Below are 14,344 nucleotides of genomic sequence, written 5' to 3' on the forward strand. Positions count from 1 at the left end.
GGCCCCCTGCCGGGGTACCGCAGGTCCATGACCGACACCTCGACCGACGACCGCCCCGCCGTCGCGCCGGCCGTCACCGGCCCACGGGCCCTCGCCTACGCGGCGCGGCTGATGGGACCCTCGATCACCTCGGGGGTGATCCTTCGTCGTCCGGCGGCCATGGCGCTGGCCGAGAAGGTCGACGCCGATGCGGCCACGCTGGCCGCGATGCGGGAGCTGCGACTCCGGTACGGCTCCGCGCCCGTGCAGTTGGCTCTGCCCGGTCGCACCATCGCCGTCGTGCTCGACCCTGCCGATGTCCGGCGCATCCTCGTCGACTCCCCGGAGGACTTCACGGCGGCGAACCGGGAGAAGATCGGCGCGCTGGGACCGTTCCAGCCGCACGGGGTGCTCATCTCCCGTGGCCGGCTGCGCGACGAGCGACGTGCGTTCAACGAGCAGGTCCTGGACACCCCTCAGCCGCTGCACCATCTCGCGTCGGCGTTCGTGGCCGTGGTGGACGAGGAGGTCGACACTCTGCTGTCCGGTCCCGGTGCGGGAGCGCCGCGCCCGGTGTCGGCGGACGAGTTCCTGCAGCTGTGGTGGCGGGTGGTGCGCCGGGTCGTGCTGGGTGCGTCCGCGCGCGACGACGAGACGGTGACCGACCGTCTGCGTTCCCTGCGCGGGAACGGTAACTGGTCGTACTTCGTACCGCAGCGACGCCGTGCGCGGGATCGCTTCATCGACGACCTGTACTCGTATGTCGATGCGGCGGAGCCGAACTCGCTCGCCGCCGTCGTCGCGCACAGTCGGGTGGGCGGTGCGGTGGACCCGGTGGGTCAGATGCCGCAGTGGCTCTTCGCGTTCGACGCGGCCGGTATGGCGACGCTGCGGGCGCTCGCGCTGCTGGCCTCGCACCCCGACCTCGAGCGGCGGGCCGTCGAGGAGGCGAGCGCGGGTGACGTCGGCCGTCCGCAGGCGCTGCCGTTCCTGCGGGCGTGCATCCTCGAGTCGATCCGTCTGTGGCCGACGACGCCGGCGATCCTGCGGGACTCGACCGTCGACACGGAGTGGACCGGTGATTCGAGCACTCGAATCGTGCGAGCCGGCACGGCGTTCGCCATTCTGGCGTCCGGGTTCCACCGGGACGCGGACGCGCTGCCCTTCGCCGATCGGTTCGCGCCCGACATCTGGCTCGACGGCACCGCGGAGCAGTACCCGCAGCTGGTGCCGTTCAGTGCCGGGCCGGTGGTGTGCCCCGGTCAGAATCTCGTGTCGTTCACCGCGTCGTCGATGCTGGCGTCGATTCTCGCTCGGTCCGGGGTGGCTCTCACGAACCCTGCGCTCGCACCGTCGCGACCACTTCCCCCGACTCTGAACACCTACGGAGTCGAGCTGTCTCTCGAGCCCCGAACCTGAGCCGACCGACCTGAAGGATCAGCTGTGACAGATCAACTGCCCTCCATCGCCACGGCTTCCGTCGCCGAGCTCGGCGGCCGCACCAGCGTGTTGACCCGGCAACGCGACGACCACATCGAGCTCGACCAGTTGCTCCACGAGCTCGGCGAGACGCCGGCCGCAGATCGTGCCGACGTGCTGAACCGCATCTGTCGGCTCGTCTTCCCGCACGCGTTCGCCGAGGAGTCGGTGCTGTGGCCCGCCATCCGGAAGTGGGTGCCGGACGGCGAGTCGCTGACCCTCGAGATCGAGCGCGAGCATCAGGAGATCAACGAGCTGTTCTCCACGCTCGAGGAGAAGGGCCACGGCACCGACGAGGGCAGCGCGCTGCTCGATCGCATCGTCGTCCTGCTGCGTGAGGACGTGCGCGACGAGGAGGACCGGCTGTTCCCGATGCTGCGCCGCGCGATGGACGACGCGCAGCTCCGTCGGCTCGGCCTGGCGTGGACCGCGGTGCGGCGCACGGCGCCGACGAGGCCGCATCCGGTGGTGGCCCGCCGCCCACCGGGCAACGTCGTCGCCGCGCTGCCGCTCACGATGCTGGACAGATCGCGGGACGCACTGGACGTGGTGTCGAGGCGGGTGACCACGCCGTCGACGGTGCAGTTGCTGCAGCGCACCAGCGGACTGCTCGCGACGGTGGCGGGCGCGGTGGAACACGTGCCGCCGCTGACCCGAGGCGAAGACCCGTCGACGCGGTCGGGGCGCACTACTCGGCCGGAGTGACCTGACCCGACGGCACGCGCGTGTGCGCTGTCATCAGCAGCTTGCCGAGTTCGGTGGACAGAGCGTCCGGTGCATCGCCGAGCGAGCCGATGTCGCGGACCAGTTGCTCGGCGAGAGTCCGTACCTTGATGTTCGTGGTCTGCGAGCGCCAGAGCAGCAGGTCGAAGGCTTTGTCGGCCGACACGTTGAGTCCCAGCATCAGGGCGCCCTTGGCCTGTTCGATCGCGGCCCGGGACTCCATCGCGGCGGCATAGGTCTCGACCTGTCTCGCGGCGTGCTCGGAGTTCTCCGCTCCGGTCAGGGCCGACTGGGCGGCCTGCACGAACACCCGCATCGCCGACTCGTCGACGGAATCGAACCGGTGGTCGGTGTGGCTGTAGAGATTGAGGGCGCCGATGTGGGCACCACCCGCGGTGACGGGCGCGGACAGGAAACTCGCGACGTCGAGGTGATCGATCGCCTTCGCGAAAACGGGCCAGCGCTGGGACACGTCGTCGAGATCGGCACGCACCACCTCGTGGGTCAACGCCGACTCGATGCACGGTCCCTGCGCGCTGCGATACTGGGCCTGGTCCACCTCGAGGACGAACGTCTCGGTGCTCGCGGCGGTCTGCGGCCTGCCGCGGCGGAAGACAGTGACGCCCGCTGCGTCGGCGTCGGGAATCGCCGTCACGACGCGCGCGCAGATCGTGTCGAGCGCGCCGTCGGCCGTGTGGGAGACGGCGAGCGCACTGTCCAGGTCTGTCAGGGCCTCCGCCAACAGGGCCAACGCCCGTCGTTCGGCCGTGGTGTCCGCGCTGTCGGTCATTCCCGCATCTCCCGCCTTCGCCGATTCATCACTCGACGACCCGTACGCGGAGTGCGAGACCACCGTACCGCTGTCGGGGTGTCCGGTTATAGTTGCGCGGAAGGCGATACCCCGCCCGGCGTCCAGCAGTAGGCGTCGGCACTGGTGGGTGTCGCCTTTTGTCGTCCGGTCTGCGACGACCGAGTGACGACGGATGATGAGAGAACCGAAGGGATCAGCACCACACATGAGCAACGACGGTCGGCCGCCGAGCTCCGAGCACCTCGATCTGGTGCGCACTCTGGCCGAGCTGGCGCGCGAGTTCGCCGGGTCGCGCCAGGTCCGGACGATCGACGAAGTTCTCGATCACGTCCTCGCGGTGTCGGTCGATCTGATCGACGCCGCGAATCACGCGTCGGTGCGGCTCGCGGCCGATGTGCCGGGGCCTGCGGAGCCCAGCCGCACGAGCAGCGACATCGCGGCCGCACTCGACCGGGTGCAGAGGCGACCAGGGGACGGACCGACCGTCGATCTCCTGCATCGGTCCTTCGAGGCGGACGTGGACCTCGCTGCCGTCGTCGCCGGTCCGGTGCATCGTTGGCCCGGTCTGGCGGAGGTGGCCGACGCCGTCGGTGTCCGCGCGCTGGCCGCCGTACCGCTGGCGATGCACGAGCGCACGCTGGGAGTGCTCACGCTGTACTCGTCGTCGACCGCGGCGTTCGACGAGGACAGCCTGACCGTGGCGACGGCGATCGCGGCGCACGCCGCCATCGCGGTACAGAGTCTGCAGAAGGAAGCGCAGTTCCGGTCCGGCCTCGCGTCCCGCGACATCATCGGTCAGGCCAAGGGCATGCTGATGGAGCGGTTCGAGGTGGACTCGGTTCAGGCGTTCGAGATGCTCTCGAAGCTGTCGCAGAACAACAACCGACCGCTGCACAAGCTTGCCGCGGACATCGTCGAGGCGGGAGCCAAGCTGCGCTACCCGTCCACCTGAGGCAGGGTCGCGGCGAGTCGGTCGAGCAGAGCCTCGAGCGCTTTCTCGAACTCGGGCAGGCCGAGATCGCGCGCCAGCTCCGCCTTCATCCGCACCACGGTGGGGAACTCCGTCGGGTCGATGTCGTCTCCGGGCTGAGCGGTGGCGCGGGGATCGTCGGGATCGTTGGGGTCCGTCGGACCGATCGAGACTCCCTGCGCCGAGACCTCGAGCAACAGCTGTCCGAGCAGGAAACTCGTGTACGAGCGGTAGGCGGCGGCCGCGGCCGCGTCGTCGAATCCCCATTCCTTCAGGCTGGAGAGGAAGTTCTCGAGCCACCGCACGCTGCGGAGTGGGGGCCGCACCCACGGCGCGCTGTTCGGCCGGGTCGCGATGAGCGGGAACACCTCGGGATGTTCGAGCGCCATCCGGCGCACGCCGTGCGCCAGCCGCTGCAGGTAGTCCTGCCAGCTCGAGGCGCCCTTCATCAGCACCTGCGGGTCGCTGCCCAGATCGTCGATGACCTGGTCGACGATGCCGTCGAGCAGTTCTTCCTTGCCGCCGAAGTAGTGGTAGAGCGCCATCGCCTCGACGCCGAGACGCCCGCCGAGTCGGCGCATCGTCAGATCACGAGCGCCGTTGTCGTCGATGAAGGCGATGCCCGCGCGCAGGATGACGGTGCGGGTGAGCTGACCTCTACCGGGCGGTGGCGTGGTGCCGGGCGTCGAACCCACGATGAATCGACCCCCCGTTGTCTCGAGACTCGGACGCACCGAGTGGTGTCGACACTAGGCGTGTTCTGGCACGGTCACCACATGAGCACCGAGCACCTGTCCGTCCACGACGCCATCGCCGCACGTCGGGACGTCCGTAGCGAATTCAGCGGTGAGGTGGTCGACGACGCCGTCCTCACCCGCCTTCTCGCCGCCGCCCACCGCGCACCCAGTGTCGGGAACACCCAGCCGTGGGACTTCGTGATCGTCCGACACCCCGAGACGCTGGGGCGATTCGCCGCGCACGTGGCGCAGTGCCGCGCCGACTTCGCGGCATCACTGCCCGCCGACCGCGCCGAGACCTTCGACCCGATCCGCGTCGAGGGGATCGAGACCAGTGGCACCGGCGTCGTCGTGACGTACGACGACTCCCGCGGTGGTGAGCACGTTCTGGGCCGGGCCACGGTGCGGGACACGGGCCTGCTCTCCGTGGCCCTGGCCATCGAGAACCTGTGGCTCGCAGCGGTGTCCGAGGGTGTCGGCGTCGGGTGGGTGTCGTTCTACGACGAGGCGGTGCTGCGGGACATCATCGGCCTGACCGGCGACGACGCCGTGCGTCCCGTCGCGTGGCTGTGCGTCGGTCCGGTGACGCAGTTCCAGGAGGTTCCGGACCTCGAGCGGTTCGGGTGGCGTCCGCGTCGGCCCCTGTCCGACGCCGTGCACCGGGAACAGTGGGGCCGTCGGGGTTAACGTGGCCGGGTGACCTCCTCGCGTCGGCGTTCCCCGGTGAGCGCGCTGACGCGTCGCGGTGTCCCGATCGGCCGAGCCGACATCACCGTCGCGGAGGCAGCCGACGCGATGACCCGGGCGCGGTCGAGCACTCTCGTCGTGCAGTGCCCGGGCTCGGTGTGGGGAGTGGTGACCGACGGCGACCTGCGCCGACGCGTGATCGCCGCGGGCCTGAGCACCGCGGCACCGGTGTCGGCCGTCGCGTCCGTTCCTGCCGTCACTGTCGACGCCGAGGTGCCCGTCGCGGAGGCGGCGGCCGTCGCGCTCGCTGCGGGTGTCCGCCGACTGGTGGTGCTGGACGCGAGTGGGGGCGTGCTCGGCATCGCCCTCGAACAGGATCTGCTCTCGCCGGCGCTGCGTGCGGGCACAGCGCTGCGCACCGCGGTGGAGCGCTCGGCGAGTGTCGACGATCTGGTCGAGGCGTGCGGGCGGCTTGCCTCGGTGACGTTGTCGCTGAACGATTCCCGCGTCCCGTCGGCCGACGTGACGGCAGTGCGATCGTCCGTGGTGACGGCCACCGTGCGCCGGGCCGCCGAACTGCTGGGCGACGACGCGTCCACCTGGCTGGTCTCCGGAAGCGTCGCTCGACGCGAATCGGTCCCGTCGTCCGATGTCGAGACGGCGCGGGTGGGCGGCCCGTCCCCGATGGGGTCGGACGTGCACGCCGTACTCGAACGCTGCGGTCTCGCAGCCGATCCCCATCACGCGAGTGCCGCGTCGCCGCGCTTCGTGCGGACGGTCGACGAGTGGTCCGGCGCGGTGGCGGGCTGGGTGGCCGATCCGTACGAGGACACCGGTGTGGTGATGCTCTCGCTCGCGCTCGATGCGCGTCCGGTGATGCCGGGCGGATGGACACCGGCGGAGCCCGCGCGCGCCGCGCTGGCCGACGCCGCTCACTCGCGACTGCTGATGTTGCGTGAGGCGACGACGATCAAGGCGCGGGTGACACTGCGGGACAAGCTCTTCCGTCGTGCGGACACGATGGACGTGAAGGCGGGGATCCTGACTCCCATCGTGGACATCGCGCGCTGGGCCGGTGTCTCCGCCGGGCACGACGCCGTGGGCACGCCGGCTCGGCTCGAGCACGGTGCTCGCGCGCAGGTGCTGTCCGAGGACGACGCCGCGGTGCTCGCGGAATCGTTCGACGTCGTCCAGCGCATCCGGCTGCGGCACCAGTGCGAGGCACTGCGCGACGGCCGCCCCGTCGACGACCTGGTGCGCCCGTCGGACCTCACGCCCCTCGACCGGAGCCTGCTCGACGCGGCTGCGCGGGAAGTGGCGGGCGTGCAACGCGCCTCGGCGTACCTGGCTCGATGAGGCCGTCCGAGGAACATCCCGACACGTTCGCCGGGCTCACCCCGGATCAGTGTCACGCCGTCGATCAGGCCGTCGCCGCCGAACGGCTCGAGGGATGGCGTCCCACGCCGGCGGACCTGGCACTCCTCGTCGCCGAGTGTCGCGGCGAGACGGTGCTGCCGTCGGTGCGCGAGGGGCTCGTCGGCGATGGACCGAAGCGTGAATCACGCTGGGCGGCACTGCGTCCGCGGCACACCCCGTACCTGCTGCCCGGGTCGACGACGCTGCGCAACGTGCTGGGCATCGTCGACGCGGCCGCGTTGCACCGCGCGGAGAGCATCCTCACCGCACTCCGTCTGGTCCGCTGTCACACCGGGCGGGCCGACCTCGGGGGCGCCGTCGGTGTGCACCGCCTGCTGAGCGTGCACCGCTACGTCTTCCAGGACGTCTACGTGTGGGCAGGCGACGTGCGCACCGTGGAACTGTCGAAGAACGGCACCGCGTTCGCGAGGTGCTCCGTCGTGTGGGACGGCCTCATGAGCGTGCACGAGACCATCCTGGACGCCGACTGGACCGCCGCCGACCGGGGCGAGCTCGCGTACCTCCTGAGCCGCACCTACGCCGACCTCAACCAGGTGCATCCCTTCCGTGAAGGCAACGGACGGGCCGCGACCATGCTGCTGCATCTGCTCGTCGCGCCGACCGGGTTCCGGCTGGATCTGACCGACGTCGAGCGGCGGGACTGGATCGCCGCATCGCAGGACTCGGCGCCGTTCCGCCAGGCCGGTGCACCGTCGGCACGCCCCTTCCTTCCCCTCTTCCTGCGCGCTCTGAGCGCGTAACGCACTCGCAACATCTCGATACATCACGGACACCACCGAGGCCGCTGCGTCCGATTAACTATCACTCGACAGATACACCCCTCCCGTCGATGGAGAACACCCATGAGCCAGGCCGTGCTCCCACCCCCGTCGGACCGTCACGCGGACGGCGACTCCGACGATCTCCTCGAGTTCGGGTACGAACAACAGCTGCATCGCAAGCTGGGGAAGTTCGCGTCCTTCGCGGCGGGTTTCTCGTTCGTCTCGATCCTGACGACGATCTTCCAGCTGTTCGGCCTGGGCTTCAGCTTCGCCGGCCCGGCGTTCTTCTGGGCGTGGCCGGTGGTGTTCGTCGGCCAGTTCATGGTGGCGCTGTGCTTCGCCGAACTGGCCGCGCGCTACCCCATCTCCGGGGCCATCTACCAGTGGTCACGCCGCGTCGGCGGTGAGATCACCGGCTGGTTCGCCGGGTGGTTCATGATCATCGCGCAGATCGTGACGGCCTCCGCCGCCGCCATCGCACTGCAGGTGGTGCTGCCGAACGTCTGGAGCGGCTTCCAGATCGTCGGCACCGACACCGCACTGACCTCGTCGGACGGCGCCACCAACGCCGTCGTGCTGGGCACCGCGCTGCTGGTGATCACCACGACCATCAACTCCATCGGTGTCAACGCCATGGCGCGCATCAACTCGATCGGTGTCACCTGCGAGATCGTCGGTGTCATCGCGGTGATCGGCGTGTTCTTCACTCATGCTCAGCGCGGACCGGACGTCGTGTTCGACACCGGCGGCGTGCCCGTCGATTCCGGCTACATCGGGGCGTGGATCGTCTCGGGACTCATGGCCGCCTACGTCATGGTGGGATTCGGCTCCGCCGGCGAACTGGCCGAGGAGACGAAGAATCCCCGCCGGGTCGCACCGCGCACCATCCGTCTCGCGCTGTCCGTCTCCGCACTGGGCGGCGGGCTCATGATCATCGGTGCGCTCATGGCGGCACCCAGCCTCACCGACGGTGAACTCGCGACGCAGGGTCTGCCGTACGTGCTGAACTCCGTGCTCTCGTCCCCGTGGGGCACCGTGCTCCTGATCGACGTGGCCATCGCGATCCTCATCTGCACGTTGGCCATTCAGACCGCGGCGTCCCGGCTCATGTTCTCGATGGCCCGCGACGGCCGGCTCCCCGCGTCCCGTGTTCTCGGATCGGTCAACAAGACCACGGGCACGCCCATCGCCCCGGCCGTCGTCATCGGACTGGGCTGCGTCCTGGTGCTCGTGGTCAACGTCGGCAACTCGGCGATCTTTTCCACCCTCGCCAGCGTGTGCATCGTGCTCATCTACCTCGCCTACATGATGGTCACCGTGCCGCTGCTCCTCCAGCGGCTGAAGGGCTGGCCCCACAACACCACCGGCGCCCCGAAGGTCGACTCCGAGGGCAAGCCGCTGTTCACCCTCGGCCGACTCGGCCTGCCCGTCAACCTTCTCGCCGTCGTCTACGGCGCTGCCATGGTGGTCAACCTGTCCTGGCCGCGCCCCGAGATCTACGACCCCTCCGGCGATTTCCCGCTGCTGCGCTGGGCCGCGCCCCTCACCGTGCTGGCCGTCGTCGCCGTCGGTGCGCTGTGCTTCCCGCGCGGCAAGGCCCACCCCAACCCCGTCACCACAGGAGTGTCCGCATGACCGCCACCACCACAGCCGCCCGCGAGCACGCCCGGTCGCAGGCTCGGGAGATCACCGACTCGATGCCGGTGGTCCCACCCTCCCTGTGGCCGCACGAGGTTCCCGGAACCGATGCCGCGTCGCTCGTCTGGGCCGAGACCGTTCCCGGCGGGCGGTACACGACGAAGGTGCTCCAGCGCGGAACCCGAGTCCGGTTGCGCGACATCGACGGAGCGGCCTGCGCGCACGTCCTGCTGCACCGTGCCGACGCACCGTGGGAACGCCTCAACACCGCCGACACCGTCAAGGTGCCGTGGCAGGCGTACCTGGGTGTGGGTCATCCGCTGCTGTCCGACCAGGGGCGGGTGCTCGCCACCGTGCTGGCCGACTCGTCCGGACACCACGACGCACTGTGCGGTACGACGACGCTGCTCACCAACACCGCGAAGTACGGTGACGGCAGCGCATACTCGGCGTCGCCCGCGGGCCGCGAGTTGCTGATCCTGGCCGCCCTGAAGAACGGACTCGGTCCCCGCGATGTGCCGCCGACACTCAGCTTCTTCCACGGCGTCACCGTCGATCCCGACGGGGCGCTCCGTAGCACGGGTTCCGCGGGTGCCGGCCGCGAGGTCGACCTGATCCTGCACCTACCGGTGATCGTGAGCATCGCCAACACGGCGCACCCGATCGATCCGTCGCCCACCTTCGACACCACGTCCCTCGAGGTGCTGGCCTGGCCGTCGCCGCAGGATCTCGACGCGCTGCCGAACACCGATCCCGAATACCTCCGTGCCGTCGCCAACACGGAGGACACGTACGCAGCAGGAGGCTCGAAATGACCGCAGCAGTACAGGAACTGGCGCTGGTGGCCGGCCGGGTGATCCTCGACGAGGTCGCACCTGCCCGCGGCCCGTGGTCCGCCGTCGTGCGCGCCGGCGACGTCCTCACCATCCTCGACCTGGAGGGCAACCAGGCCGTCGACACCCTGGTCTACGGCGCCGACGACCACACCGTCCGCTACAGCGCACCGGCCACCATGGTGGGCCAGGGCAACGTCTACCTCACCACGGGAACGGTGCTGCGCGACAGCGAGTCCCGGCCGATGATGACCATCGTCGCCGACGAGGTGGGCAATCACGACACGATCGGCGGTGCGTGCTCGCAGGAATCGAACACGCTGCGCTACGGCCACCACACCAAGCACCAGCACGCGTGTGTCGAGAACTTCGTGCTCGAGGGGTCGCGGTGGGGTCTGGGCAAGCGCGACATCGTCTCCAACATCAACTTCTTCATGAACGTCCCGGTCGACGCGGACGGCACCCTGGGCATCGTCGACGGACTGTCCGCGCCGGGCAAGCGGCTCGCGCTGCGCGCGGAGATCGACTCGCTGGTCCTGATCTCCAACTGCCCGCAGATCAACAACCCGTGCAACGGTTTCGACCCGACACCGGTTCGTCTGATCGTGACGCGGCCCGCATGAGCATCCGCGTCGAGCGCCCCGGCATGCTCACCACCATTCAGGACTGGCCCGGCCGGGTGGGGTACTGGAAGGTGGGAGTACCCCCGTCGGGGCCGATGGACGACCTGTCGCTGCGGTTGGGCAACGTCGCCGTCGGCAACCCAGAGGGAGCGCCGGCGCTCGAGACCACGATGAGCGGTCCCGCACTGCGTTTCGACGACGAGACCGTCGTGTGCGTCACCGGTGCGGACGCACCCGTCACCGTGAACGGCGAACCCGCCGAGCGCTGGACTCCGATCACGGTGCCCGCGGGCGGGGTGCTCGACGTGGGTGCGGTGTCCGGGGCCGGTCTGCGGATGTACGTCGCGATCCGCGGCAGCGTCCTGGCCGAGGAGTACCTCGGCAGTGCGTCGACCTTCACGCTCGGGACGTTCGGCGGGCTCGACGGCCGAGTGCTGCAGGCGGGCGACGACCTCGCCCCGGCGGATCGCGCGACCGGTACGACCGCACCCGTGCCGATGGAACACGTTCCGGCGCTGACGCACTCGTGGCAGCTCGCCGTCACGGAAGGGCCGCACGGCGCACCCGAGTTCTTCACCCGCTCCGACATGGACACCATTCTCGGCACCGACTACGAGGTGCACTTCAACTCCGATCGCACCGGCGTGCGGCTGGTCGGACCCCGCCCGGACTGGGCGCGCACCGACGGGGGAGAGGCGGGTCTGCACCCGTCGAACATCCACGACAACGCGTATTCGGTCGGGGCGCTGGACTTCACGGGCGACACCCCCATCCTGCTCGGTCCCGACGGCCCGAGCCTGGGCGGTTTCGTGTGCCCGGTGACGGTGGTCGCGGCCGATCGCTGGAAGCTCGGTCAGCTGCGCCCCGGCGACACGGTGCGCTTCGTCGCGCTCGAGGCCGCTGCGGCCGCCTCGAAGAACACGCTGGGTGTCGGCCGGCGCGCCGGCCTGCCCGTGGTGTTCTCGCGCGGCGGCGACGGGGACGACGGAGTCATCGCGCGCCGCGACGGCGCGACGCCGGTCACCTACCGACGCTCCGGTGACGACAACATCCTGGTCGAGTACGGCGAGATGTCCCTCGACCTGGCACTGCGGGCCCGCGCGCACGCACTGCACGAGGCCGTCGAGGCCATCGCCCCCGCCGGACTGGTCGATCTGACGCCCGGTATCCGGTCATTGCAGGTGAAGGTCGACCCCGACGTGCTGCCGACTGCGAAACTCCTCGATCTGCTGCTCGAGGCCGAGGACGCGCTGCCGGACACCTCCGAGCTCACGGTGCCCAGTCGGCAGGTGCGGCTGCCGCTCTCGTGGGACGACCCGTCCACGCGCGAGGCGATCCAGCGCTACATGCACGGCGTACGCTCCGACGCGCCGTGGTGCCCGTGGAACATCGAGTTCATCCGCCGGATGAACGGGCTCGAATCCGTCGACGACGTGTACGACACGGTCTTCGACGCCGAGTACATGGTGCTGGGCCTGGGCGACGTGTACCTCGGTGCGCCGGTGGCGACTCCGCTGGATCCACGGCACCGCCTCGTCACGACGAAGTACAACCCGGCGCGGACGTGGACACCGGAGAACGCCGTGGGGATCGGCGGCGCGTATCTGTGCATCTACGGCATGGAGGGACCCGGCGGCTACCAGTTCGTCGGTCGCACCACGCAGGTCTGGAACCACCGACACCCGTCCGCAGTCAAGGGTTTCGAAGAGGGCACGCCCTGGCTGCTGCGTTTCTTCGACCGCATCTCCTGGTACCCCGTCAGCACCGAGGAACTCGCCGACATGCGCGCCGATCTCGCGGCCGGGCGCGGAGCGGGTGTCGAGATCACCGACGGCACCTTCTCTCTGGCCGACCACGACGAGTTCCTGGCCGAGAACGACAGCTCCATCGCCGAGTTCCGCAAGAAGCAGGCCGAGGCGTTCGGCATCGAGCGCGATGCCTGGTCCGCGGCCGGCGAGTTCGCCCTCACCACAGCACAGGGAGCATGATGACGACCGCCGCCGATCGAGTGTTGCTCGCGTACAAGCGCATCGCCGAGGTCGACCGCCCCGAGGTATGGATCACGCTGCGCGACGAGGCGGAGGTCCTCGCGGAGGCCGCCGGTCTGGACGAGAGCCTGCCGCTGTACGGGACGGTGCTCGCGGTCAAGGACAACATCGACGTCGCGGGTCTCCCGACGACGGCGGCGTGCCCCGAGTTCTCGCGTACCCCGGACGTCGATGCGACCGTGGTCGCGCGGCTCCGTGCCGCCGGCGCTCTGGTGCTGGGCAAGACCAATCTCGACCAGTTCGCCACCGGACTCGTGGGAACGCGCAGCCCGTACGGCGCGGTGCGGCACGCGCACGACCCTGAGAAGATCTCGGGCGGCTCGAGTTCCGGCTCCGCGACCGCGGTCGCGCTGGGCATCGTGGACATCGCCCTCGGAACGGACACGGCAGGGTCGGGCCGAGTTCCTGCGGCCTTCGCGTCCCTGGTGGGCATCAAGCCGACGCTGGGACTGGTGCCGAACACCGGCGTCGTCCCGGCGTGCGTGGACTACGACGCCGTGACGGTCTTCGCCGCCGACATCACCACGGCCACAGCAGCCATGGCGATCATGATCGGTGCGGACTCGGCGGATCCGCGGAGTCGTGCGTGGCCCGCGACGGTGCCGTTGTCGGCGCCGCCGCGCCCCCGTGTCGCCGTTCCACGCACCGAGGATCTCCGCGCGCTGTGCCCCGAGTACGCGGAGGCGTTCGAGCGCACGGTGTCGGGACTGGACGCTGTGGGGATCGACCACGAGATCGTCGACATCTCCGTGCTGCTGGACGCGGCCGTGCTGTTGTACGACGGGGCGATCGTGGCGCAGCGCTACGCGGCGGTCGGCGAGTTCCTGTCGACATCGCCCGAGCACGCCGACCCGACCGTCTCCCGCATCGTGCTGGGCGCGAAGGATCCGGCAGCGCACGCGTACGTCGACGACCTCTCGACGCTGCTGGCGGCGAAGGCGCACGCGGCGTCGATTCTCGACGGGCTCGACGGCCTGGTGCTGCCGACGACCACCGAGCACCCCACCATCGCTGCGGTACAGGCGGATCCGCTCGGCATCAACCGCAGGCTCGGCACGTTCACCAACTTCTGCAACCTCCTCGACATGGCGGCCGTCGCGGTGCCGGGTGCGCGCACGACGGCGGGGGATCCCTTCGGCGTCATGGTCGTGGGCCCCGCGTTCACCGATCAGGTACTGCTCGACATCGGCGCCGCGGTGGCGGATCAGGACACGGCGGTACTCGTGGAGGGCGGCGTGGACGTGCTCGTCGTCGGCGCGCACCTGCGAGGGTTCCCGCTGAACGGTCAGCTGGTCGAGCGTGGTGCGCGGTTCGTCGGTGAGGTGAGCACCTCCGCCGACTACCGCCTGGTCGATCTGGGCACCACGCCGCCCAAGCCCGGACTGGTGCGCGGCGGCAGCGCCTCCATCGCGGGCGAGCTGTATCGGATGGCCCCGGCGCACCTCGGCACGTTCCTGGCCGGGCTGCCCGCACCGATGGGCCTGGGATCGGTGACGCTGTCCGACGGTCGGGAGGTGGTCGGTTTCATGTGCGCCGCCGATGCGGCGGAGGCGGGCACCGACATCACCGAGTTCGGCGGCTGGCGGGCCTACACCGCGAATAGTGGAGTCTGAACCCC

Annotated in this window: 13 protein-coding genes; 11 read left to right on the forward strand and 2 right to left on the reverse strand. The window is 70.0% G+C overall.

Features of this window, described 5'->3' with window-relative positions:
• Positions 1 to 27 precede the first annotated feature (27 nt).
• The gene (locus QRN16_RS13455; RefSeq protein ID WP_222646728.1) at positions 28 to 1,398 is read left to right on the forward strand and encodes a cytochrome P450; all 1,371 of its coding nucleotides are present in this window, start codon (positions 28 to 30) and stop codon (positions 1,396 to 1,398) included.
• A 24-nt stretch (positions 1,399 to 1,422) separates the two neighbouring features.
• A complete protein-coding gene (locus tag QRN16_RS13460) occupies positions 1,423 to 2,163 on the forward strand; it encodes a hemerythrin domain-containing protein (protein WP_285187385.1) in 741 nt (246 codons plus the stop codon).
• Here the strand turns inward: QRN16_RS13460 and QRN16_RS13465 are convergent.
• The gene (locus QRN16_RS13465; protein WP_285187387.1) at positions 2,147 to 2,971 is read right to left on the reverse strand and encodes a GAF and ANTAR domain-containing protein; all 825 of its coding nucleotides are present in this window, start codon (positions 2,969 to 2,971) and stop codon (positions 2,147 to 2,149) included. The genes QRN16_RS13460 and QRN16_RS13465 overlap by 17 nt on opposite strands.
• Positions 2,972 to 3,197: 226 nt before the next feature.
• Between QRN16_RS13465 and QRN16_RS13470 the strand changes: the two genes are divergently transcribed.
• Positions 3,198 to 3,944, forward strand: coding sequence for a GAF and ANTAR domain-containing protein (locus QRN16_RS13470; protein WP_285187389.1), 747 nt, complete (start codon positions 3,198 to 3,200; stop codon positions 3,942 to 3,944).
• Here the strand turns inward: QRN16_RS13470 and QRN16_RS13475 are convergent.
• The gene (locus QRN16_RS13475; protein ID WP_231476411.1) at positions 3,929 to 4,657 is read right to left on the reverse strand and encodes a TetR/AcrR family transcriptional regulator; all 729 of its coding nucleotides are present in this window, start codon (positions 4,655 to 4,657) and stop codon (positions 3,929 to 3,931) included. The genes QRN16_RS13470 and QRN16_RS13475 overlap by 16 nt on opposite strands.
• An 81-nt stretch (positions 4,658 to 4,738) precedes the next feature.
• Here QRN16_RS13475 and bluB point away from each other — a divergent pair, with 81 nt between their 5' ends.
• The 8 genes from bluB (at position 4,739) to atzF (ending at position 14,339) form a co-directional block, all read left to right on the forward strand.
• Positions 4,739 to 5,386 carry a 5,6-dimethylbenzimidazole synthase gene (bluB, locus tag QRN16_RS13480; RefSeq protein WP_222650708.1) on the forward strand — a complete coding sequence of 216 codons (648 nt, stop codon included), beginning with the start codon at positions 4,739 to 4,741 and terminating at the stop codon, positions 5,384 to 5,386.
• A gap of 9 nt (positions 5,387 to 5,395) precedes the next feature.
• Positions 5,396 to 6,742: a putative nucleotidyltransferase substrate binding domain-containing protein gene (locus QRN16_RS13485; protein WP_285187393.1), complete on the forward strand. Its 1,347-nt coding sequence runs from the start codon at positions 5,396 to 5,398 to the stop codon at positions 6,740 to 6,742.
• Positions 6,739 to 7,563 carry a Fic family protein gene (locus QRN16_RS13490; protein ID WP_285187396.1) on the forward strand — a complete coding sequence of 275 codons (825 nt, stop codon included), beginning with the start codon at positions 6,739 to 6,741 and terminating at the stop codon, positions 7,561 to 7,563. Before QRN16_RS13485 ends, QRN16_RS13490 begins: the two co-directional genes overlap by 4 nt.
• Before the next feature lie 102 nt (positions 7,564 to 7,665).
• Entirely contained in the window at positions 7,666 to 9,219 is a 1,554-nt protein-coding gene (locus QRN16_RS13495) for an amino acid permease (RefSeq protein WP_222638827.1), read from the forward strand.
• Complete coding sequence (locus QRN16_RS13500; RefSeq protein ID WP_285187398.1) at positions 9,216 to 10,037, forward strand: urea amidolyase associated protein UAAP1; 822 nt, start codon at positions 9,216 to 9,218, stop codon at positions 10,035 to 10,037. Before QRN16_RS13495 ends, QRN16_RS13500 begins: the two co-directional genes overlap by 4 nt.
• Positions 10,034 to 10,678, forward strand: coding sequence for an urea amidolyase associated protein UAAP2 (locus QRN16_RS13505; protein ID WP_285187400.1), 645 nt, complete (start codon positions 10,034 to 10,036; stop codon positions 10,676 to 10,678). The genes QRN16_RS13500 and QRN16_RS13505 overlap by 4 nt, the downstream gene beginning before the upstream one ends.
• Positions 10,675 to 12,666 carry a 5-oxoprolinase/urea amidolyase family protein gene (locus tag QRN16_RS13510; RefSeq protein ID WP_285187402.1) on the forward strand — a complete coding sequence of 664 codons (1,992 nt, stop codon included), beginning with the start codon at positions 10,675 to 10,677 and terminating at the stop codon, positions 12,664 to 12,666. Before QRN16_RS13505 ends, QRN16_RS13510 begins: the two co-directional genes overlap by 4 nt.
• Positions 12,663 to 14,339: an allophanate hydrolase gene (atzF, locus tag QRN16_RS13515; RefSeq protein WP_285187404.1), complete on the forward strand. Its 1,677-nt coding sequence runs from the start codon at positions 12,663 to 12,665 to the stop codon at positions 14,337 to 14,339. Before QRN16_RS13510 ends, atzF begins: the two co-directional genes overlap by 4 nt.
• The last annotated feature ends 5 nt before the right edge of the window (positions 14,340 to 14,344 follow it).

Origin of the sequence: Rhodococcus sp. MEB041 (assembly GCF_030208955.1) — a bacterium.
Classification (GTDB): Bacteria; Actinomycetota; Actinomycetes; order Mycobacteriales; family Mycobacteriaceae; genus Rhodococcoides.